The organism is Hydrogenophaga sp. (genome assembly GCF_051860785.1).
In the GTDB taxonomy this organism is placed as follows: Bacteria; Pseudomonadota; Gammaproteobacteria; order Burkholderiales; family Burkholderiaceae_C; genus Hydrogenophaga.
Genome location: NZ_JBIMLB010000032.1, coordinates 25,639 through 45,119, shown reverse-complemented (window position 1 = coordinate 45,119; position 19,481 = coordinate 25,639). Strand labels below are relative to the sequence as shown.

Annotated in this window: 17 protein-coding genes and 2 pseudogenes; 8 read left to right on the top strand and 11 right to left on the bottom strand. The window is 63.8% G+C overall.

Going from position 1 to position 19,481, the window contains the following annotated elements; translation table 11 throughout:
- Positions 1-1,143: 1,143 nt before the first annotated feature.
- From ACTIF6_RS25675 to ACTIF6_RS25650, 6 genes are all read right to left on the bottom strand, one after another.
- Entirely contained in the window at positions 1,144-1,791 is a 648-nt protein-coding gene (locus ACTIF6_RS25675) for a cation transporter (protein ID WP_305688145.1), read from the bottom strand.
- 372 nt (positions 1,792-2,163) lie between these two features.
- Positions 2,164-3,171 (bottom strand): porin, encoded by a 1,008-nt coding sequence (locus ACTIF6_RS25670; RefSeq protein WP_204735911.1) that lies wholly within the window; start codon positions 3,169-3,171, stop codon positions 2,164-2,166.
- A gap of 511 nt (positions 3,172-3,682) precedes the next feature.
- A complete protein-coding gene (locus ACTIF6_RS25665) occupies positions 3,683-4,666 on the bottom strand; it encodes an IS5 family transposase (RefSeq protein ID WP_439590555.1) in 984 nt (327 codons plus the stop codon).
- A 331-nt stretch (positions 4,667-4,997) separates the two neighbouring features.
- Entirely contained in the window at positions 4,998-6,314 is a 1,317-nt protein-coding gene (locus tag ACTIF6_RS25660; protein ID WP_439590554.1) for an MFS transporter, read from the bottom strand.
- Between the two features lie 9 nt (positions 6,315-6,323).
- Complete coding sequence (locus ACTIF6_RS25655) at positions 6,324-6,602, bottom strand: metal-sensing transcriptional repressor (protein ID WP_439590553.1); 279 nt, start codon at positions 6,600-6,602, stop codon at positions 6,324-6,326.
- 177 nt (positions 6,603-6,779) lie between these two features.
- Positions 6,780-6,932, bottom strand: coding sequence for a hypothetical protein (locus ACTIF6_RS25650; RefSeq protein ID WP_439590556.1), 153 nt, complete (start codon positions 6,930-6,932; stop codon positions 6,780-6,782).
- 112 nt (positions 6,933-7,044) lie between these two features.
- Between ACTIF6_RS25650 and ACTIF6_RS25645 the strand changes: the two are divergent.
- From ACTIF6_RS25645 to ACTIF6_RS25625, 5 genes and pseudogenes are all read left to right on the top strand, one after another.
- Positions 7,045-7,821 (top strand): annotated as a pseudogene (locus ACTIF6_RS25645) (efflux RND transporter permease subunit); the annotation flags it as partial.
- Between the two features lie 7 nt (positions 7,822-7,828).
- Positions 7,829-7,972, top strand: coding sequence for a DUF3240 family protein (locus ACTIF6_RS25640; RefSeq protein ID WP_439590552.1), 144 nt, complete (start codon positions 7,829-7,831; stop codon positions 7,970-7,972).
- On the top strand, positions 7,973-8,353 hold the full coding sequence (locus tag ACTIF6_RS25635; RefSeq protein ID WP_439590551.1) for a hypothetical protein: 381 nt from the start codon (positions 7,973-7,975) through the stop codon (positions 8,351-8,353).
- A gap of 6 nt (positions 8,354-8,359) precedes the next feature.
- A pseudogene (locus ACTIF6_RS25630) lies at positions 8,360-8,521 on the top strand (hypothetical protein); the annotation flags it as partial.
- Positions 8,522-8,525: 4 nt separating this feature from the next.
- A complete protein-coding gene (locus tag ACTIF6_RS25625; protein WP_439590550.1) occupies positions 8,526-9,218 on the top strand; it encodes a TolC family protein in 693 nt (230 codons plus the stop codon).
- An 81-nt stretch (positions 9,219-9,299) separates the two neighbouring features.
- Here the strand turns inward: ACTIF6_RS25625 and ACTIF6_RS25620 are convergent, their stop codons facing one another.
- From ACTIF6_RS25620 to ACTIF6_RS25600, 5 genes are all read right to left on the bottom strand, one after another.
- Positions 9,300-9,605 (bottom strand): hypothetical protein, encoded by a 306-nt coding sequence (locus ACTIF6_RS25620; protein WP_439590549.1) that lies wholly within the window; start codon positions 9,603-9,605, stop codon positions 9,300-9,302.
- Between the two features lie 421 nt (positions 9,606-10,026).
- On the bottom strand, positions 10,027-13,197 hold the full coding sequence (locus ACTIF6_RS25615) for an efflux RND transporter permease subunit (protein ID WP_439590548.1): 3,171 nt from the start codon (positions 13,195-13,197) through the stop codon (positions 10,027-10,029).
- Positions 13,194-14,873 carry an efflux RND transporter periplasmic adaptor subunit gene (locus ACTIF6_RS25610; protein ID WP_439590547.1) on the bottom strand — a complete coding sequence of 560 codons (1,680 nt, stop codon included), beginning with the start codon at positions 14,871-14,873 and terminating at the stop codon, positions 13,194-13,196. The genes ACTIF6_RS25615 and ACTIF6_RS25610 overlap by 4 nt, the downstream gene beginning before the upstream one ends.
- Entirely contained in the window at positions 14,870-16,303 is a 1,434-nt protein-coding gene (locus ACTIF6_RS25605; RefSeq protein WP_439590546.1) for a TolC family protein, read from the bottom strand. The genes ACTIF6_RS25610 and ACTIF6_RS25605 overlap by 4 nt, the downstream gene beginning before the upstream one ends.
- 59 nt (positions 16,304-16,362) lie before the next feature.
- Positions 16,363-16,806, bottom strand: coding sequence for a hypothetical protein (locus ACTIF6_RS25600; protein ID WP_439590545.1), 444 nt, complete (start codon positions 16,804-16,806; stop codon positions 16,363-16,365).
- Between the two features lie 339 nt (positions 16,807-17,145).
- Between ACTIF6_RS25600 and ACTIF6_RS25595 the strand changes: the two genes are divergently transcribed.
- From ACTIF6_RS25595 to ACTIF6_RS25585, 3 genes are all read left to right on the top strand, one after another.
- Complete coding sequence (locus ACTIF6_RS25595; protein WP_439590544.1) at positions 17,146-17,571, top strand: hypothetical protein; 426 nt, start codon at positions 17,146-17,148, stop codon at positions 17,569-17,571.
- A gap of 116 nt (positions 17,572-17,687) precedes the next feature.
- Positions 17,688-18,041, top strand: a complete 354-nt coding sequence (locus ACTIF6_RS25590) for a hypothetical protein (protein ID WP_439590543.1) — start codon at positions 17,688-17,690, stop codon at positions 18,039-18,041.
- Positions 18,038-19,462, top strand: a complete 1,425-nt coding sequence (locus ACTIF6_RS25585; RefSeq protein ID WP_439590542.1) for a TolC family protein — start codon at positions 18,038-18,040, stop codon at positions 19,460-19,462. Before ACTIF6_RS25590 ends, ACTIF6_RS25585 begins: the two co-directional genes overlap by 4 nt.
- The last annotated feature ends 19 nt before the right edge of the window (positions 19,463-19,481 follow it).

Below are 19,481 nucleotides of genomic sequence, written 5' to 3'. Positions count from 1 at the left end.
AGGATAGAGCGGCAACGTGGCTCAGATTTCAACGTGAAAGCGTCCCGAAATGGCCCAGCTTTGGAAATGAATCAACATTCGCAGCTCGTGTGTGATCGGATATAGCTCAACTGCCTTCCGAAACGCTGGAGAGGAGGGCGATCGTTGTCGAAGGCCGCTTACGATGGTTCTCGTGCGATCTTCTTCCTGGAGGCAGGAAGGCCTTGGTTGCGGCTTGGTGGTCCAAACAGGCATCACCGGGTTCGCAGCGGTGACCGCTCATGCTTGACAGATTGGACAGCCTGAAGGTTGCGTAAGCTTCTGCCGATCAGTTGCAGTGCGCCCAGCGTTGTCGGCAAGACAAGATATCAATCGATGCCAGTTGGCTCTGCTTGGACGGAGAGCTGTTCAGCTGACTCAGCTCAGTGGGTGTTTGTCACTCTTCCCACGGCGTTGCCAAGCGCTTTGCCAATTGGTAGAGGTATTGGTGGAAGGAAACAAAAAAGCGGCCCGGAGGCCGCAATTTTGCTTACTTTCTGGCGGAAGAGGGCGTCGTTCAAATGTCAGGCTGTAGCCCGCATAGATACTAGGATTTTTTGATTGTGATTTTTTGAATACCACCAAAAATACCACCACATCAAATTCACGGCTTCTTCTCGCCTTGAGTGAGTAGTTTGGACGTGACTTGGTGGAAGCCGAGTCAGCAAGGTCCTTAGCCAGACATTCGAGAGCAACGCTGCGAAGGTGTACGGATGCCTTGTCGGTAGCTGTTCAGGCATCCTCAACAGCCTTCGGAGACCCCAGCAAATTTCCAGACCGTGAGATCCATGAATTGGTCGCTGACCATTTTCAGTATCGCAACGGCTATTCAACGAGCATCTCAACAAACCAGCATCTCAACATGGTGTACGAGGGTCCTTGGCAAGACCGCTGCAAGGACATCGACCCTTCCGGCACGCTTTCCCAGAAGGTAAGTCGCTCCACATGGAATGCCCACGCAAGTGTTTGGTGGTGCGTTGCCGAGCATGGCCAATGGGGTGCGGAGAATGCCGTAGCATTGTGCAGGGCATGACTGACGTTGTGGTATTGACCAAGCTCAATTCCCGCACATGCATTTTCGGTGCTGGGAGTAGAGCGCAGAAGAGACGTCGATCCGTGAATTGATCAAACTGCTTGCCCGGAGGCTGTCCGCCGTTCTGTTTCCGATGCCTCTCGCAGAATATCCCGCCCCCCCTTCGCCGCGATGGCGGCCACCACGACGCCCAAGATGAGGTCTGGGACATTGGATCCCAGCCACATGACTAATGCCCCTGAAAGTACGATGGCGCCATTGACGATGGAGTCGTTGCTAGTGAAGATCGCTGACGCTTTGAAATTCACGTCCTCGCCGCGATGTCGCCGAAGCAACCGAAGGCACACTAAGTTCAACGCGGCATTGACAGCAGCCATTGCCATCATCGCCAAGCCCACAGGCTCCTCACCTCCCGCAAAGCGGCGCAAAACTTCGACCAGCAGCAGAACGGCAAGTGCGATCAGAAGCACACCAGATAGGCGTGCTGCCTGTACCTTCACTGTTGCTGCTCGACCAATCGCGTACAGACTGACCGCATAGACCGAGGCGTCCGCGAGATTGTCCAAGCCGGCGCCCATCAGTGCCGTTGACGCAGCCCATATGCCGAATCCGATGCCAGCTACGGACTGCCCCAGGTTGATGAGCAATACCTTCACCAAAATCCTCTGATCCGCTGCGTTGCTCGTGTCGAGGCCAGCTAGTTCGGTATTGTCAGTTTTAGCCACTATTCGTTCTTTCAAGGCGGCGACGCAAAGAGGGAATCAACTGCTAGAGAGGCCGAGAACACTCTTGTAGATTGCCGTGTCTATGCTACTCGGCAGGCTCTCTCGCTTGGCTGCGGAAATGAGAAAGTAAATCGGCATGCGGGTATGACAGCGCGATGCTTCGGCCTAAGTTGTCGCAGAGTCTGGCTGCCTAACTCCAGTCTCTTTGCTAAGCACTACGCAAATCCACAGTCCCACTTCATGAGACTGCACAGACTCGCAAGCATGCCCTCGAGCTATGACAGGACGCAAGCGTCCTGTCATGCCCAATGCGGTGTCAAGGCCTGCAGACATGACATGTCGTGTGAGAGCGTGTGACGAACGGCAGGCCAATTTTGTGGCGAGCGATCAAAAGCGGTGACGCATACCAAGTGAGTAACCACCACCGCTCGACAGTCCATCTAGCTTGTCACTCATGGCTACCGCATACAGTTCGGTCCGACGCGAGAGAGTGTGCAGGTACCCGAGCGAGAGGGTCTTGCGGTCCGCACTCGCACTCGGGTTCATTGCACTGTATTGAGCAACCACGGCGCCTGCGCCTACCGGGACTCGGACGCCTGCTCCAGTAATTTTGGTGCTCGTGCTCAGGGTGGTGTTTTTGATTTGGCCATACTGCAGGAACGCCTTTGCCACGCCGAAGTCATATGACGCGCCAAGCTGGCTGGTTGTCGTATCCGGAGTCGCGCCGGCGGCGTCCTTCTTCACGTTCTGATGCACCAAGCTAGCCGCAAACGGACCGCTACCGCTATAGCTCATGCCCACGCTCCAGTTGCCGCCGTTGCCGGTGCCCGTGGTGCTCTCCTTCGTCGCTATCGTCGTGCCAAAGCGGAATCCGCCGAGGTTCGGACTGGAGTAGGCAACCGAGTCATTCCAGCCCGTGTCACCCGTGACGGAGCCAGCGCCTGAGGAGAAGTAGTGACGAATGCTGGGCGAGTAACCAAACGAGTCGCCAAAGGCATTGAAGAGCAAGGTGGATACGAACAATTGCGTCGTTGTACGTCCTAGGCTGACTGTCCCCAAGTTCTTGTGCGACAAGCCTACTGAAGTCGTTCGGGCAAACTGAGCATCCCCGGTGAAACGGCCTTGCTCTCCGGTATCGCCGCGAAAGAACCCCTCAAGTTTGAACTGGGCAGACAGCCCGCCGCCTAAGTCCTCATTGCCACTGAAGCCGTAGTAACTCGTGCTCATTTTCCCGCTATCGACGCCTGTCACGGACGTGCCTCCGGGAGCTTTGGTTGAGCCGACGCTCATGTCGATTAACCCATAGATTTGGACGGAACTCTGAGCCTGTGCCCCCAGGGTCGCAAGACCTAACACAGCGCCGGCTAGAACACTGCGATTGCATTGATTTTTCATGAGATTGATTCCTATGCTTGGTGAGATTGTTGTGATGAACTTTCCGATACCGCATCGCTTTAGTTCAAGAAATGATCAGCAACATCTGTGCCGAGATTCTGTGCGAGACGGGTTGGTTTGTGCCGCTGTGACGAAGATGTCATCGAGTGGTTATTGGTGCGTTATCTATGCCCGCGCATCGCCAATTTCTGAGAGGCAGATGAGCACACTTATGACGCTCAATGAGGTGAGCGCGACCCGCGTTGAGCTAGCGCAGTTGTAGGGCAGGGCTGCCGCCGCTTCCGTTGACGCCGACCTAAGCTCTGCGCTTGCTCCGTGGGGTGATCTTGTTTTCAGTGCAGAAATTTGCGGCTTCCATTGAGAGTAAACACCTAGGGAAGGTCTGCACAACACTCAACGCGACGAGTGCTGACAGGTGGTATTTCAGATGGTGGCAACTGCAGCGCGATTTGGGTCATTTGAAAGCCGATTTGCGACCCGTTGGCGGCCCCTCGGGTCGCTTTGGGCGCACTCATCCCCGGACCTCTTTCAAAAGCGTTCGGCGCACCATCCACAAGTTGCTCAAAGCGAACAGCGTGTGCAACTGCGCCGTGTTCTTGGCCAGTCCCCGGTAGCGCACCTTCACATGCCCGAACTGGCGCTTGATCACCCGGAACGGATGTTCGACCTTGGCCCGAATGCGTGCCTTTGTCTGTTCGAGCTTGTCCAGGATCGCGCCCATCGGCTTGTCCTTGTCCAGCACCCTGCGCTTGCCCGGGCGCATCGCCACGTGCCAGTTCGCATCAATGCCTTGCGTCTCCTCGCGCTTGCTCACGCCCTGGTAGCCCGCGTCAGCGAACACGTCCCTCTCTTCTCCATGCACCAGCGCGCTGGCCTGCGTCACGTCGTTGACGTTGGCCGCCGTGCCCACCACGCTGTGCACCAGACCCGAGTCCGCATCGGCCCCAATGTGCGCCTTCATCCCGAAGTGCCACTGGTTGCCCTTCTTCGTCTGGTGCATCTCGGGGTCTCGTTCACCACTGCTGTTCCTGGTCGAGCTTGGCGCTGCGATCAGCGTGGCATCGACCACCGTGCCGCTCTTCAAGAGCAGCCCCTTGGCCGTGAGCGTGGCGTTGACCGTGGCCAGTATCTGCAGGCTCAGGTTGTGGGCTTCGAGCAGGTGGCGAAAGCGCAGGATGGTGCTCTCGTCGGGCAGGTTGTCTTCTCCCATGTCCAGCCCGGCGAATTCGCGAAACAGCGCCGTGTCGTACAGCGCTTCCTCCATCGCCGGGTCCGACAGGTTGAACCATTGCTGCAGGAAGTGGATGCGCAGCATCGTCTGCACCGCAAACGGGGGGCGACCACCTTTGGCCCCGAGTGCCGGCGCGTACGGCGCAATCAGCGCCACCAGCTCGGCCCACGGCACCACCAGGTTCATCTCATCGAGGAACTCCCGCTTGCGCGTCCTCTTCGTCTTGCGGTCAAAACCGCTCTCGCCCAGGCTCATTTGTTTCATCTCGTCAATGTCTCACATCAGGCACGTGGGCCACGGTTGTGCAGACCTTCCCTAGAAGCGTCGCCGAGGTTTGCAGGCCTATTCGTGCGCGCACTCCCATCAAAGATCGCCGTGCCAACGACCGGTTGAACAGTGCGAACGGTGTGTGCAACTGCGCCTGCCTATGACTGCTTCAGCTGGTCTACCTGACGTTTGACATCAGGTTCAAGCGCCGATGACCGCCGCGACGCCACGATTCCGGGGCGCGGCGCGGTAGTGCCGCGGTACTTAGGAGGCCCATCGTCACTGTTGGTCGAATGCGGGCCTATGACCGCGCTGCGCTCTTCTGAACTTAGGAGCGGGGCCAGTACAGGTGCTGATCATCAATCCAGAATTCGTGCGCATGCCGCGCGCCAGCACGATGGCCATACTCGCGCAGGTGATGGTGGTCGAGCGGCAAATCGGTGTGCTCGTGTTCGACGACCTCTGGATCGCTGGCGGGCCACAGCAAGAATGCGACCGCAGTCGCAGCCAAGGCCGCAACGCCTAACAACACAAAAGTCATGGGAACACCCAGGTTGGCACCGGCCCAGCCCGCGAGCGGATAGAACGCGAGCCAGCACGCGTGCGACAACGCGAACTGGGCGGCGAACAGCGCTGGCCGATCGCCGGGTGCGGATGACCGCCGGAGCAGTCGGCCCGATGGTGTCAGTGCGCTCGAATAGCACACGCCGGCCAGGAACCAGAGCACCAGCAGCGCTTCGTAGCTGGAGAACTGGCTTGCCACCAGCATGATCACTGCCAGCATCCCGGTGCCGAACAGGATGACAGGCCGGTCTGGCCAACGGTCCAACAGCTTGGGCAGGCTCAACGCCGCGAGCATGGAGCCTGCACCGAATGCCCCCAGAGCAACAGCCACAGCGCGTTGCGGCATTCCCCACAAGGCCTGGACCATGACGACGGTGTTCACGAATACCATGGAGACGGCTGCCGCAGCAGCGGCGTTCACAGCCAGCAGGCCGCGCAGACGCGGCGTCGCAAGGAAGATGCGCAAGCCGCGCGTGGTGCGGTCGTAGATGCCGCGCTTCTCCTGCACGGGCGGCGACGGCAAGGTCACCGACACCACAAGGGCAGCCGATACCAGGAAGCCCACGACGGTTCCTGCGAACAGGTCGTGGAAACTGATCACCGTCAACAGCGCCGCCGCGAGCATCGGGCTCAACAGGCTTTCGAGGTCATAGGCCATGCGCGACAACGACAGCGCACGGGTGTACTCGCGCTCGTCAGGCAGAACATCGGGGATGGTGGCCTGGAAGGTCGGTGTGAAGGCGGCCGAAGCGGCCTGCAGGACGAAGATCAGCACGTAGACCTGCCAGATCTGCGTGACGAAGGGCAGCAACACGGCCACCGCGGCGCGCACGAGATCCAGTGCCACCAACACAGCGCGACGCGGAAAGTTGTGGGCCAGTGCGGACGCCACCGGCGCCACACCGACATAGGCAAGCATCTTGATCGCAAGCGCCGTGCCCAGAACGACGCCGGCATCCTTGCCGGCGAGGTCGAAAGCCAAAAGCCCCAGTGCCACCGTTGCCAGACCGGTTCCGACCAAGGCAATCACCTGCGCGCAGAACAGGTGCCGATATGTCCGGTTGCGCAGAACGCCAAGCATGGTGGCTTCCTAAAGGTAGCGGGTGATCTGCTTGAACTCTTCCAGGGACTGCGACTGGGCACTCCCGGATCCCTGAACCATGTGCTCCAGGCAGTGGTCGATGTGGTCCTGGACCAGCGCCCTCTTCGCGTGCGCGACCGCCTTCTCGACGGCTTGCAGCTGCTGCGCGATGTCCAGGCACTCCCGGCCCTGCTCGATCATCTGGATTACGCTGCCGAGATGCCCCTGCGCGCGCTTGAGCCGCTTGGCGATGGCTGCGTGGGACTGGTGGGTATGAATCGTCGTCATGGCACTACTATCCTCCCCCTAAGGATACTATGATCAGCAGATAATCTGCGCGCCCATGCACACGTTGCTCCTTCCATCCCTCATGTCGCCCCGCTTCAGCGGGCGATGCGGGCGCGGGTGTGCATGCTTCTGCTCATCCTTGCGGGACTGATGCTGTCCATGTTGGGATTGACCCGTTCACACGCTCTTGCGGCACCGGCCTCTGCCGGCCACGAAGCCTGCCTGCCTGCGGGTCACTGTGACCACGAAGAAGCCGACCATGAAGCGCAGGCCGAGCCGGGCGCGCAAGTCAGCACGCAGCACGACTACCACACGGGTGACCACAGCCACGAAAAGGCGCAGCTGCTCGCCGAGCAGCCGCCATGGTCACACACTCGTCCACCCAGCTGGGGCCTCCACGCTCCTGCCTGGGTGCCGGACACAGCCCTGGTCCGCTTGCAGCATCTCGCCAGCGGAGTTCGAGGCCCTGAGCATCACGGCGTCCGACGGCCAAAGCGTGCCGCTCCGCACGTTGGACCGGTTGGAGCGCACCAGCGGCCCCGTCAAGATCGACCGCGAGATGGGCAGCCGCTACAGCGTGGTGATCGCCAACGTCACCGGCCGCGACTTGGTCGGCTTGGTCGGCTTTGTCGATGAAGCCAGGGCCAAGGTCGCGCAAGCCGTCACCCTGCCCACCGGCTACCGCATCGCCTGGGGCGGGCAGTTCGAGAACCAGCAGCGCGCAGCCGCGCGGCTGGGCTTGGTGGTGCCGCTGTTGCTGGCCTTCATCTTTGTGATCCAATTTACGACGTTCGGCTCGGTCCGGCAAGCGCTGCTGGTGCTCAGCAATATCCCGTTCGCGCTGGTGTGCGGCATCGTCGCGCTGTGGCTGACCGGGGAGTACATCTCGGTGCCGGCCTCGGTGGGCTTCATCGCTCTGCTCGGCATTGCAGCGCTCAACGGGGTGCTGCTGGTGACCAACTTCAACCAGCTGCATGCCGACGGGCTGTCACCCCTGGACTGCGTCGTGCAGGGGGCAAAGCGCAGGCTGCGGCCCGTGCTGATGACGGCGTCCATCACGGCCTTCGGCCTGATCCCGCTGCTGTTCGCCACCGGTCCCGGCTCGGAGATCCAGCGTCCGCTCGCCATCGTCGTGATCGGCGGCCTCATCACCGCGACGGCGCTGACGCTGATTCTGCTGCCCACACGGCGCGTCGAACCACCGTTCCAGCAACGCTGAACAGGTGATGGGGCGTAGCAGCTGGACGCAGGTCCAGTTGCTCGTTTCCTCGGATCAGTTGGCTACGCTGCTGGACGGCCTGCGCCCGTCCTTCGCGGGCACCCCATTGCGCTACTGGGTCACGCCGTTGGCCCAAGCCGGAGAGTTTTGAATGAAACGGATGAATTTCAGAGCCAGCGCATGCGCGTTCGCCGCGGCGGCCTTGCTTTCCCTGGTCTGCGGCATGGCCCAGGCCCAACCCATGGCACCTGTGGAGCTGCCCGATGCGGAACAGACGACCACCGCCGTCGCACAGGACCCGAGCGTGGCACAGGCCCGCGCGGCCCTGGAAGCCGCAAGCCACGGCGCGGCGATGCTTTCCGCCGGACCCTACGAGTGGACGGTCTGCGGCACGGCGCAGCGGCGCCGGGTCGACGGCAACGGCAACTCGAACGAGTGGAATATCCAGCTGGAACGGCCCATCCGCATTGGCGGCAAAGCCGAACTCGACCGGAAGCTTGGCCGGTCGAGCCTGGCCCTGGCCCGGGCGTAGCTGGCCGTGGCCCGCACGTCAGCGGCGCGCACGCTGCTGGACAGCTGGCTTGACTGGCAGGCCGCCTCGCAGGCCCGGACATCCCTCGACGATCAACTGCGCATCGCCGAAGAGAATCAGCGCACCGTCGAACTGCGGCAGAAGGCCGGCGACGCGTCGCGCCTGGACGTCAATGTGGCACAGGGGGATATGGCCGAGGCGCGGCGGCAGGCAGCTGAAGCGCACCAACGAAGCCAAGGCGGCGGAGGGCCTGCGCCTGCGCTATCCGGCGCTGCCGTTGCGTGCCGCACCGCTGCCCGACCCGACCTCGTTCGAGGCCGGCGACACGGCGTGGCGCGAGCGCATGGTCGCCGAACATCCGCTGATGCTCGCGGCGACCCAGAACCTGCGCATGACGGAGCTGCGCGCCGAGCGAACGCCGAACCCCACGGTTGGTGTTTTCATGGCATCCGAGGCGCGGCGCACAGAGCGCATCGTCGGCGTCAGCTTCAGCATTCCGCTGGGGGGCACCTACCGGCAGGCTGCCGCCCTGGAGGCCTTGCGCCAGGTGGACGTCGCCCGCGCCGGCCTGGAAGTGCAGCGGCGCGAACTGGATCTGCAAGTGGCAGCCCAGCTACAGGACGTGGTCGGCAGTGTCGAACGCTGGCGGCTCGCCGAACAAGCCGCCACAGCGCTGCGCGAAACCGCGCGGCTAAGCCAGCGTGCGTACACGGCCGGTGAGCTGGACGTGCAGGCGTTGCTTCTGGTCCGGCGCCAGGCGCTGAGCGCGGCGACCGCCGCCCAGGATGCGCGCGCATCGGCCTTGCGCGCACGATACCGCCTGCTGCTCGGCGCTGGTGCGTTGTGGCCGCAAGTCCCGCTCTGACGATGACTGGAAGGTCTGCGATGCAAACCTGGCAGGACTCGCCCTGCGGCGAGTCCCTACGGTGAAAGCGATCTCAGGCGCTCACAACACGGGGTCCGCGCAGGCCTTCAACTGCGCCTCGTAGCGCGCCTTGCGGATTTGGTTTTCGCCCGGAGTCGTCAGCGCACGGGGGCCGTGGTCGAGCGGCAGCACCAGAGGATCGGGCGGGCACTTCACCGGCTGGCCTGTGGTGCTGTCGACTCTGACCGTGCTGGTACTTTGGGCAGCCACGGCCGCTTGCCTGTTCGCGCGCGCTTTCTCGATGACCTGGAAGTCGGGACCGGCCAGTGCAGGCCAGGCCGCACTCAAGGTCAGGGCGCCGATGAGGGAAATAAGCAGCTTTTTCATGATGTTCTCCTGAGGTTGATCGGATCTGAGCGTTCGAGGAAACCCATCTGATCAATCCAACCATCGGCAGGACGCGATGCGTACCGGCCATCGCAGACGTCCGTCTCCTGCGTCGAAGTACCAGGCTGAAGCCGGTTGCGAGACAGCCCGCTTGCTCCAGGTTTCGGGTTCGTTCTCCCTGGCTTCTGCTTCGCCGGTGAAGCCGTAGCCCGAGGGCGCGGGGGCAATGGCACAAGCGGCGCATGTCCGACAATCCTCGGCGCTTGCGGGCTGGGAGTCCGAAGCGCTTGACGCAACCATCATCGACCCGGCCTGGGGACGCATCTCAACGGAGCCCGCCGCACGCGCCGCAGCACCGAGCAGCAACGCCAGGCATAGGCCAAGCACGGGCGACCACCAGATGCGGCGTGAGTTCGAACGCTCAAGCGGCGACACGACGACGCCTCCAGAACATCCACTGCGAGGCTGCGGGCTCCCGCGGTCGGCGCATCAACAGGTATGCCGCCGGGATCACGAACATCGACAGCAAGGGCGCAGTGATCATCCCGCCCACCATCGGCGCGGCGATGCGCTGCATCACCTCAGAGCCGGTGCCTGTTCCCCACATGATCGGGAACAGGCCTGCCAGGATGACGGCGACCGTCATCGCCTTGGGCCGTACGCGCAGCACTGCCCCTTCGCGGATCGCATCCAGCAGGTCGCCGGTACTTGTCTTGCCGTCGTCGACCCGGTCGTCCCAGGCGTGCTTGAGGTACAGCAGCATGATCACGCCGAACTCCGCGGATACGCCGGCCAACGCGATGAACCCGACCGCCCCCGCGACGGACAGGTTGTAGCTGAGCAGGTAAAGCAGCCAGATCCCGCCGACCAGCGCGAACGGCAGCGCAGCCATGATCAGCAGCGCTTCGTCGAAGCGCTTGAATGTCAGGTACAACAGCACGAAGATGATGAGCAGCGTGAACGGCACCACCACCTTCAGCTTGGCGGTGGCCCGCTCCAGGAACTCGAACTGGCCGGACCAGGAGACGGAGTAGCCCGGCGGCAGCTTCACATCTTTCGCGACCGCGCGCTGCATGTCCTGCACCGCCGAGCGCAGATCGCGCCCGCGGATGTCCACGTAGACCCAGCCCGACAGCCGTGCGTTCTCGCTGCGTAGCATCGGCGGCCCGTCGGCGACGCGAATCTCCGCAATGTCGGAGAGCACCAGCCGTGCCCCGCGCGCGGTGACGATCGGCAGGGTCCGCAACCGCTCCAGCGAATCGCGGATCTCGCGGGGGTAGCGCACGTTGATCGGAAAGCGCTGCAGGCCTTCCACTGTTTCGCCCACGTTCTCGCCGCCCACGGCCGAGGCAATGACCGACTGCACATCGGCGATGTTCATGCCGAAGCGCGCCGCCGCGTCGCGCTGGATGTTCACATCCACGTAGCGACCGCCGGTGAGGCGCTCGGCCAACGCGCTGGAGACACCCGGCACGCCCTTGAGCACGCGTTCGATCTCGCCCGTGATGCGGTCGATGGTGGCCAGGTCGGTGCCCGCCACCTTCACGCCCACCGGGCTCTTGATGCCGGTAGCCAGCATGTCGATGCGGTTGCGGATCGGCGGTACCCAGATGTTGGTGAGGCCCGGCACCTTGACGATGCGGTCGAGCTCCTCGACCAGTTTGTCCTGCGTCATGCCGGTGCGCCATTGCTCGCGCGGCTTGAACTGGATGGTCGTTTCGAACATCTCCATCGGCGCCGGATCGGTCGCCGACTCGGCGCGCCCAGCCTTGCCGTAAACGCTGGCCACCTCGGGAACCGTTTTGATCAGCCGGTCGGTCTGCTGCAGCAGTTCGCCGGCCTTGCCCGCCGACAGGCCCGGCAGCGCCGAAGGCATGTAGAGCAGGTCGCCCTCGTCCAGGCGCGGCATGAACTCCCCGCCGATGTGCTGCAGTGGCCATAGGCTCAGCACCAGCACGACCACGGCGCCCAACAGCGTGAGCTTGGGCCAGCGCAGCACCGCGTTCAGCAGCGGCCGGTAGACCGCGATCAGCAGCCGGTTGAGCGGGTTGGTCTTCTCGTCGGGGATCCTGCCGCGTATCAGGTAGCCCATCAGCACCGGGATCAGCGTCACCGCCAGCCCGGCGGCGGCCGCCATGGCGTAGGTCTTGGTGAAGGCGAGCGGAGAGAACATGCGTCCTTCCTGGGCTTGGAGCGTGAAGACTGGAACGAACGACAGCGTGATGATGAGCAGCGAGAAGAACAGGGCGGGCCCGACTTCGGCCGCCGAGTCGGCCACGACACGCCAGTGGCTCTCGCCGCGCAGGCTCTGGCCGGGGTGGTCGTGGTTCCACTTCTCGATGTGCTTGTGGGCGTTCTCGATCATCACCACCGCCGCATCGACCATCGCGCCAATGGCGATCGCAATGCCGCCCAGTGACATGATGTTGGCATTGACGCCCTGGTAGCGCATCACGATGAAGGCCGCCAGGATGCCGATCGGCAGCGAGACGATCGCGACAAAGGCGGAGCGCAGGTGGAACAGGAAGATGAAACACACGACCGCCACCACGAGAAATTCCTCGAGCAGCTTGAAGCCGAGGTTGCGCACCGCCCGCTCGATCAGGTTGGACCGGTCGTAGGTCGGCACGATCTCCACCCCCTTGGGCAGGCTGGCCTGCAGGGTCTGGAGCTTTTCTTTGACGGCGGTGATGGTCTCCAGCGCGTTCTTGCCCGAGCGCATCACGATCACGCCACCGACGGCTTCGCCTTCGCCGTCGAGCTCGCCGATGCCGCGGCGCATCTCCGGGCCGATCTGGATGCGGGCCACGTCGCCCAAGCGGACGGACACACCGGCATCGGTCGTCATCAAGGGGATCTTGCGGAAATCCTCCAGGCCCTGAAGGTAGCCCGAAGCCCGCACCATGTACTCGGCCTCGCCGAGCTCGAGCACCGAGCCGCCGGTTTCCTGGTTGGCTTTCTGGATGGCGTCGACGACCTGCGTGTGCGCAATCCGGTAGGCGGCCAGCTTGTCGGGATCGAGCACGACCTGGTACTGGCGCACCATGCCACCGATCGACGCGACCTCAGCGACGTTGGGTACGGTCTTCAGCTCGTACTTGAGGAACCAGTCTTGCAGGGCGCGCAGCTGCGAGGCGTCCTGCGTGCCGCCGCGGTCGACCAGCGCGTACTGGTAGATCCAGCCGACACCGGTGGCATCAGGCCCGAGCGAGGCCTTGGCACCGGCGGGCAGGCGCGACTGGACTTGGTTCAGGTACTCCAGCACCCGCGAGCGTGCCCAGTACAGGTCGGTCCCGTCCTCGAACAGCACGTAGACGAAGGAATCGCCGAAGAACGAATAGCCGCGCACCGTCTTCGCACCAGGCACCGACAGCATGGTGGTCGTGAGCGGATAGGTGATCTGGTTCTCGACGATGCGCGGCGCCTGGCCCGGGTAGGTGATGCGGATGATGACCTGGACGTCCGAGAGGTCGGGCAGGGCATCCAGCGGCGTACGCAGAACCGAGTGCACGCCCCAGGCGCTGAGCATCAGCGTGGCCAGTAGAACGAGGAAGCGGTTGGCAATGGACCAGCGGATGAGCCTGGCGATCATGGCTTGCCCCCTGGCTTGGCCGGTGTGGCGGGCGCGGTGCCGGGCGTGGCCGGCGTCACACGGGTGAGCTGCGGCAGGTCGTCCTTGTCGATGAAGAATTCGAAGCTCGCGCGATCACCAGCCCTCACGTTGCCCGGTGCACCGCCGGGTGGCAGCTTGAAGTCCATGGTCATCGCGCCCCACTTCATCGTCGGGATCGGTCCGTGTGAGAAGGTCATCGTGTCCGCGGTGATGCTTTCCACCTTGCCTTCGCCCACATGCCTGGGCGAGGCCGCACTCGTCGGAAGCGTTGACGTTGAGGGCGAAGCCGTCGCAGGTGCTGCGGCGCCCGCAGCTGGTACGGCGTTCAGCCGTGCCTCGACGCCCTTGAGACTCGCCTCCGAGTCGATCAGGAATTGCGAGGACACCACGACGCGCTGGCCGGCTTGAAGCCCGCGCTTGATCTCCGTCTGGCCGCCGCTTTCGATGCTGATTTCGACATCGACCGGTCGGAACCGTCCGTAGTCTTCTGCCAGCATGACGACCGTGCGCTTGCCGGTCTGGATGACCGCCTCGGTCGGAACCAGCAGCGCCTTCGGCGCCTGCGTGTCGGCGAACTGCATCGAGACGAACATGCCAGGCACCAGCCGGCCGGTCGGATTGGCCAGCTCCATGCGCGCCTTCAGGGTGCGGGTGGCCGGGTTGACGTCCGGCAGAATGGCCTGGACCTTTCCGTCGAATACCTCGCCGGGCGCGGCAGGTGATCGGGCTTGCACCTTGGCGCCCGGACGCACGAGCGCGGCCTGGCTCTCCGGGACTTCGGCGTTGGCCCAGACGGTGGACAGCCCGTTGATGCGGAACAAGGTCGCACCAGCCATCACCGTCATACCTTCGCGCACGGCCAGCTCCGTGACCACCCCGCCGATAGGCGCAACCAGCGTGATGCGAGGCTGGGTGCGGCCGCTGCGGGCTACGAGTTCGATCTGGCCGTCGCTCATGCCGACCTGGCGCATGCGCTGGCGGGCGCCGTCGACCAGTGGCTCCATCTGGATGCCGCGCATGCGCTGCACGGACAGGAATTCCTCCTGTGCCGCGATCCACTCGGGCACGTAGAGCTCGGCCAGGGCCTGGCCTTTCTTCACCGCGTCGAGCGTGGCACGCACATGGAGGCGCTCGACATAGCCCGTGGACCGCGCCTGCACGATGACCTGGTCGCGCTCGTTGAAGGCGATGCTGCCGACCGCGGCCACCTGCGGCGCGAGGATGCCTTCGGACACCGGCGCAGTTCGCACGCCGAGGTTCTGCTGGACGCGCGGGCTCACGGTCACGTTGTTCTGGTCGCCGCTGTCGCCACCGGCATAGACCGGGGACATCATCATGTCCATGAAGGGCGATTTGGCCGGCTTGTCGAACCGGTTGCCCGGCACCATCGGGTCGTGGTAGTAGAGGATCTTCTTGCCGTTGGCGGGGTCGGTGTCGCCGGCCTTCAGACCCGCCGCGATGTGGCGCCGGGTGGCGTCCTCCCCGGTTTCGTTGCGAGTTTCTGACGAAGCATCCGGAGCGCTCACTGTAGGCAGCGCCGCCGGTGCTGGCGCCATGTTTTTACCACGTTGCAGCCCGAAGTTGTATGCGCCAAAGGCGGCGGCGGCAAGGACCGCCGCAGCGATCAGCCCAAAGAAGAAGGGTTTGGCTTTCATTGTTGTGGCTCCGAGGCGTCCACGGTCGTTGTGGACGCGTTGCCAGCGAGTGCCGGGCGATCGACGGGAATCAAGAACTCAAGCTGGGCCCACAGCGCGGCGGTGTCCATCTCGAGGCGCAGGCGGTCCATGCGCGTGTCGATCTCCATGCGTCTGGCCTCAAGTGCTGCGCTCAGGTTGGCCACGCCGCCACGATAGGCGGCCAGTACCGCACGGATGCGATCGGCCGCCAGCGGGATCAGGATGCTGTCGTACTGCGCGAGGCGATTGCGGTTGCTTTGCCATTGCTGCAACAGGGAGAGCGCTTCTGCGGTGCTTTCGCGGGTGATCTCTTCTCGCTGGGCGCGCATCTGCTCGACCGTCGCGAGCTTGGCCGCGAGCTCCCGGTCCTGGCGATTCCTCTGGTCGAGCTGCAGCGGGATCGACACGTTGAGCGACACCATGTTCGAGTAGGCCGGGCCGCGCTGGCTGTACATCAGCTCGACGGTCCAATCAGAGTGCTTGTTGCTCTGCGCGATGTCGGCTTCGGCGCGTGCCACGGCTTCCTGCCTTGCCATCAACGCAATTTGCGGATGCGCTTGGATCTGGGCCTCCAACTGGTCGGCATCGAGCCGAACAGTGCCCAGTTCGGGGAGCTTCCCCGACGGTTGGATTGGGCCGGGGCCGATCCAGCGCGTCAGGCGCGTCTGGGCCGTGGCAATCTGGCGATCTTGCTGGAGGATGCGGTCGTCCAGTTGCGCCAGGGCCGAACGGGCCGCGAAGACGTCGGCCTGCGTGCCCCGGCTACCCCGGTAGGCCGCGTCCGCGCCTTCGACCTGCAGCGTCAATTCCGCGCGCTGCGACTGCAGCAGGTCGCGCATGCGCATCTGGAAGGAACGCGCGAGCCAGGCCATGGCGGTGTCACGCCGCAAATTGGTCAAGGCCACCACGCGGGCGGCTTCGGCCGCTTCGGCCTCCCGGTTGAAGCGCGCAGAGCGCGCAGAGCGCTTGTCCGCGCGGGTGAACTCCTGCATCAGGCCGATCGAGCGCATCGTCATGAAGTCGCGCGTGACGCTGAAACGGTCGCTGCCGTTGACCGGCAAGTTGCTGATGCCCCCTTTCAGCACCGGATCGGGCAGTTGCCCGGCGGCAACGGCCATGTCGCGCGCGGCGCCCCCGGCCGCGTCCTGGGCGACGAGTTGGCGCGAACGCTCTTCGGCAAGCCGCAAGGCCGCATCGAGGGTGAGCGCCTGCGGGGTCTGTTGCGCTTGGGCGCCGAGGCTGAGGGTGCCGGCGCATAGCGCTATTGCGACGGCCCAGTGGCGGGGCCAGCGTCGTGCGGTCGACTTGGCGGGAAAAGAAACTGTGAACATGAGATCTCCTGACGACAAACCCCGGGGGGGCGATGTCGGGCCGCTGCGCGCCACCAGGAGAACCGGTGAGAACAGCAAGCCACGACCGAAGCGCCGTCCGGCTCGAAGGAGCCGTCAGCGCAACGTCGATCTGTGGATCAAGTTCGGGAGACGCAGTGAAGGATGGCGTGCGGGGGCGATGCCGCAACCAGTGCACTCAAGGAAGTCGCCGCAGGGCGTGGGGACTGTGTCGCCTCGGGTGCCCAGGGGGTCAGGAGAAGCGGCGCTAGCAACGCGACGGGGATGGTCAGCGTGGATGCATGGTCGCTTTGCTGGCCGAACTTGCAGTGCTCGGCGCATAGGTTGGCAGACCCTGCATCTGCCATGCTGGCCATGTCGCCGCAAGGGGGGGCCTGCGTGGCGGTGTCAACGCTTGCATCGACAAATGGGACCGTGCTGCCGGCCATCTCCATGGAAGCAGAGCCCGAGCCCATGGCGCCCAGGGACAGCGCTGGGCACGCGTAGGCGGCAATCGCCAATTGCGCAAACAGCAGCACACCGATCAAGCCGCGGGCGATCAGCTGCACCAGGCGGCGTGTCATGACCACATCCTGGACAAGGCCGCCCAAAGCACATCGGTAGCGCGAGGGGCGCTACGACCGTGCTTGGCATGGATGGCTGTAGGGGCCATGAAAGATGCGTAAAACGCTTTGACGGATTCGGTGCGTGTGGGGTGGCTGCACGAATTCTAGTTCTAGTCGTTGAAGAACGGCCGCAGATGGCGGCAATACGCGGGACTTTTGACATTGCGCGCTACTGGGCCGCGCGCAACCCCATCATCGGCTGATGGTTGGAACCGCCCCCGCCCCCTGTCGCGTGGTGCAGACGACTGGAACGAAGACTAGACCGCCTGATGCACCGTTTCATTTAGAATTCGCCGAATGCACCGGGTTCGCCTGTTCGTCCTTTGGATCATGATGGTTGCCGTGCCCTTCCAGGGGTACGCAGCGGCAGCCATGGTTTTTTGCGGACCCGGACACGCTGGTGCAAGTGCAGAAATGTCCGCCGAGCTGCCCGCGGCGCGCGACGTTGTCCAACATCCACATCTGGACGGGCATGCGGACCAGCACCACGAGATCGAACAGGACGCCAAGCAACCTGTCAAGGACAGCCCCGCCACGTTTGCAAGCGCGGAACCTGACGCGATGCACAAGTGCGGCATTTGCGGCGCGTGCCATGCTACGGCTTTGATCGGTACGTTGGAACTGTCCGTCTTCTGCGATCTTCCCCGCGCCGACCTGGCGGAGCCCGCCATCACGATGGTCACGCTCGCGCCCCGCGTTCTCGACAAACCTCCTCGCGCGTAACGCGTTCGTGCGCCTGTGACCTACGTCACGGGTCGCAGCGAACGCTCATGTATCGCCTGCGTCATGCCTCTGAAGGCAGTTCTGACGCATTTCGTTCATGAACTTGCGAGGACTCCATGTTCCATTCATCGCTGGCCCGTTGGCTGGCTGCTTTTCCTGCCATTGCAGCGCTGGCTGCCGTGGCCCAGCCTGCGCCCGCGCCGGGCCCCGTAGCTGCGACGGCACCGCCGCCAACCCTGATCTATAAATCCGCGCTTGAGGGCTATCGCCCCTTTGCGGACGAAAAGCCCATTCCCTGGAAAGAGGCCAACGAGACGGTCCACCGCCGCGGTGGCTGGCAGGCCTACGCCAAGGAGGCATCGGAGGGAACGGGCGCGGCACGAGCCGAATCGCCCAAGGGCGCAGCCGCTGCACCGCCTGCACAGTCAGGCCACTCGATGCCTATGCCTGCCAAGAAGGAGAAGCCATGAAGCGCGCTTTGCGTTTGACGGCCATTGCCGCTGCTGCCGCTTTCCTGGCGGGCTGCGCGTCGGTCGGTATCGACGACGCCTTGAAGGACACGAACACCAGTGGGCAGCAGTTCACTGGCGGCAAGCTCGAACTCAGCCGCACTCAGGAGCAGCGTGACCGCCGCGCCGCGCTGGCGCAGGAACTGCTGGCCAAGCCGCTGTCGCAGAACGACGCAGTGCAGCTCGCGTTGACCAACAGCCCATCGGTCCAGGCCCTGATCGCTCAAAGCTGGGGCGACATTGCTGCGTCGAACCAGACCAGCCGGCTGCCCAACCCGATCTTCACCTTCGAGCGCATGCGCCTGAACAGCGAACTCGAGCTTGGTCGGCTGCTGTCCTTCGGGCTCGTGGACCTCATCCTGCTGCCGCAGCGCCTTTCCATCTCGCGAAGCCAGGCGCATCAGGCCAAGGTGCAGCTCACCGGTGCCGTCGTCGATCAGGTCACGCAGGTCCGACAGTCCTGGGTGCGTGCCGTCGCCGCACAGCAATCGCTGCAGTACGCGGAGCAGGTCAACAAGTCGGCCCAGGCCAGTGCCGAACTCGCACGCAGGATGCAAATGATCGGCAACTTCAGCAAGCTCCAGCGCGCACGCCAGCAGGTCTTCTATGCCGATGCAACGACGCAGTTGGCTTCGGCGCAGCACGCCACCACGGCCGCGCGCGAGGAATTGGTGCGTGTCCTGGGCCTGGACGATGCCCAGGCCGCCAAGCTGACCTTGCCTGAACGCCTGCCCGACCTGCCGAAGGCACCGCGCGAAGGAAATGAAGTCGCAGCCACCGCGACCGAGCAGCGTCTCGATGTCCAGATCGCGCGCGCCCAGCTGGACGTGGCTGGCAAATCACAAGGCATTAACCTGCTGTCGACCTTCACCGACGTCGAAGTGGGTGGTCGTCGCGACACGGTATTCGACAACGCGCAGGGCACCAAGAGCGCGCGGCGCGGCTTTGAACTCGACATTCGGTTGCCGCTGTTCGACTGGGGATCGGCGCAGCGCGATATGTTGAATGCGCAGTCTCTGGCCGCGGCCAACCGCTACGACGCCACCGTGCGCGGCGCCTCTTCGCAGTTGCGCGAAGGCTACTCGGCCTACCGCACGGCCTATGACATCGCGCGGCACTACCGCGACGAGATCGTGCCGCTGCGCCAGTCCATGGCCGACGAGAACGTGCTTCGCTACAACGGCATGCTGATCGGCGTCTTCGAACTGCTCGCCGAAGCGCGCGACCAGATCTCCAGCGTGACGAACGCCATCAATGCCCAGCAACAGTTCTGGCTGGCCGATGCTGCGTTGGCGGCTTCTGTGATGGGCAAGCCCACGTCCGTGGGTGCCTCGATGGCCGGTTCAGGTGGCGCAGGCGCCTCCGCTGGCGCAGCCCACTGAGCTCACAACCGATTGAATC

Coding starts and splice junctions, on each gene's coding strand:
- ACTIF6_RS25670 (WP_204735911.1), bottom strand. CDS start 3,171: ATGAAAAATCAATGCAATCGCAGTGTTCTAGCCGGCGCTGTGTTAGGT.
- ACTIF6_RS25665 (WP_439590555.1), bottom strand. CDS start 4,666: ATGAAACAAATGAGCCTGGGCGAGAGCGGTTTTGACCGCAAGACGAAG.
- ACTIF6_RS25660 (WP_439590554.1), bottom strand. CDS start 6,314: ATGCTTGGCGTTCTGCGCAACCGGACATATCGGCACCTGTTCTGCGCG.
- ACTIF6_RS25655 (WP_439590553.1), bottom strand. CDS start 6,602: ATGACGACGATTCATACCCACCAGTCCCACGCAGCCATCGCCAAGCGG.
- ACTIF6_RS25640 (WP_439590552.1), top strand. CDS start 7,829: ATGGGGCGTAGCAGCTGGACGCAGGTCCAGTTGCTCGTTTCCTCGGAT.
- ACTIF6_RS25635 (WP_439590551.1), top strand. CDS start 7,973: ATGAAACGGATGAATTTCAGAGCCAGCGCATGCGCGTTCGCCGCGGCG.
- ACTIF6_RS25625 (WP_439590550.1), top strand. CDS start 8,526: ATGTGGCACAGGGGGATATGGCCGAGGCGCGGCGGCAGGCAGCTGAAG.
- ACTIF6_RS25620 (WP_439590549.1), bottom strand. CDS start 9,605: ATGAAAAAGCTGCTTATTTCCCTCATCGGCGCCCTGACCTTGAGTGCG.
- ACTIF6_RS25615 (WP_439590548.1), bottom strand. CDS start 13,197: ATGATCGCCAGGCTCATCCGCTGGTCCATTGCCAACCGCTTCCTCGTT.
- ACTIF6_RS25610 (WP_439590547.1), bottom strand. CDS start 14,873: ATGAAAGCCAAACCCTTCTTCTTTGGGCTGATCGCTGCGGCGGTCCTT.
- ACTIF6_RS25600 (WP_439590545.1), bottom strand. CDS start 16,806: ATGACACGCCGCCTGGTGCAGCTGATCGCCCGCGGCTTGATCGGTGTG.
- ACTIF6_RS25595 (WP_439590544.1), top strand. CDS start 17,146: ATGCACCGGGTTCGCCTGTTCGTCCTTTGGATCATGATGGTTGCCGTG.
- ACTIF6_RS25590 (WP_439590543.1), top strand. CDS start 17,688: ATGTTCCATTCATCGCTGGCCCGTTGGCTGGCTGCTTTTCCTGCCATT.
- ACTIF6_RS25585 (WP_439590542.1), top strand. CDS start 18,038: ATGAAGCGCGCTTTGCGTTTGACGGCCATTGCCGCTGCTGCCGCTTTC.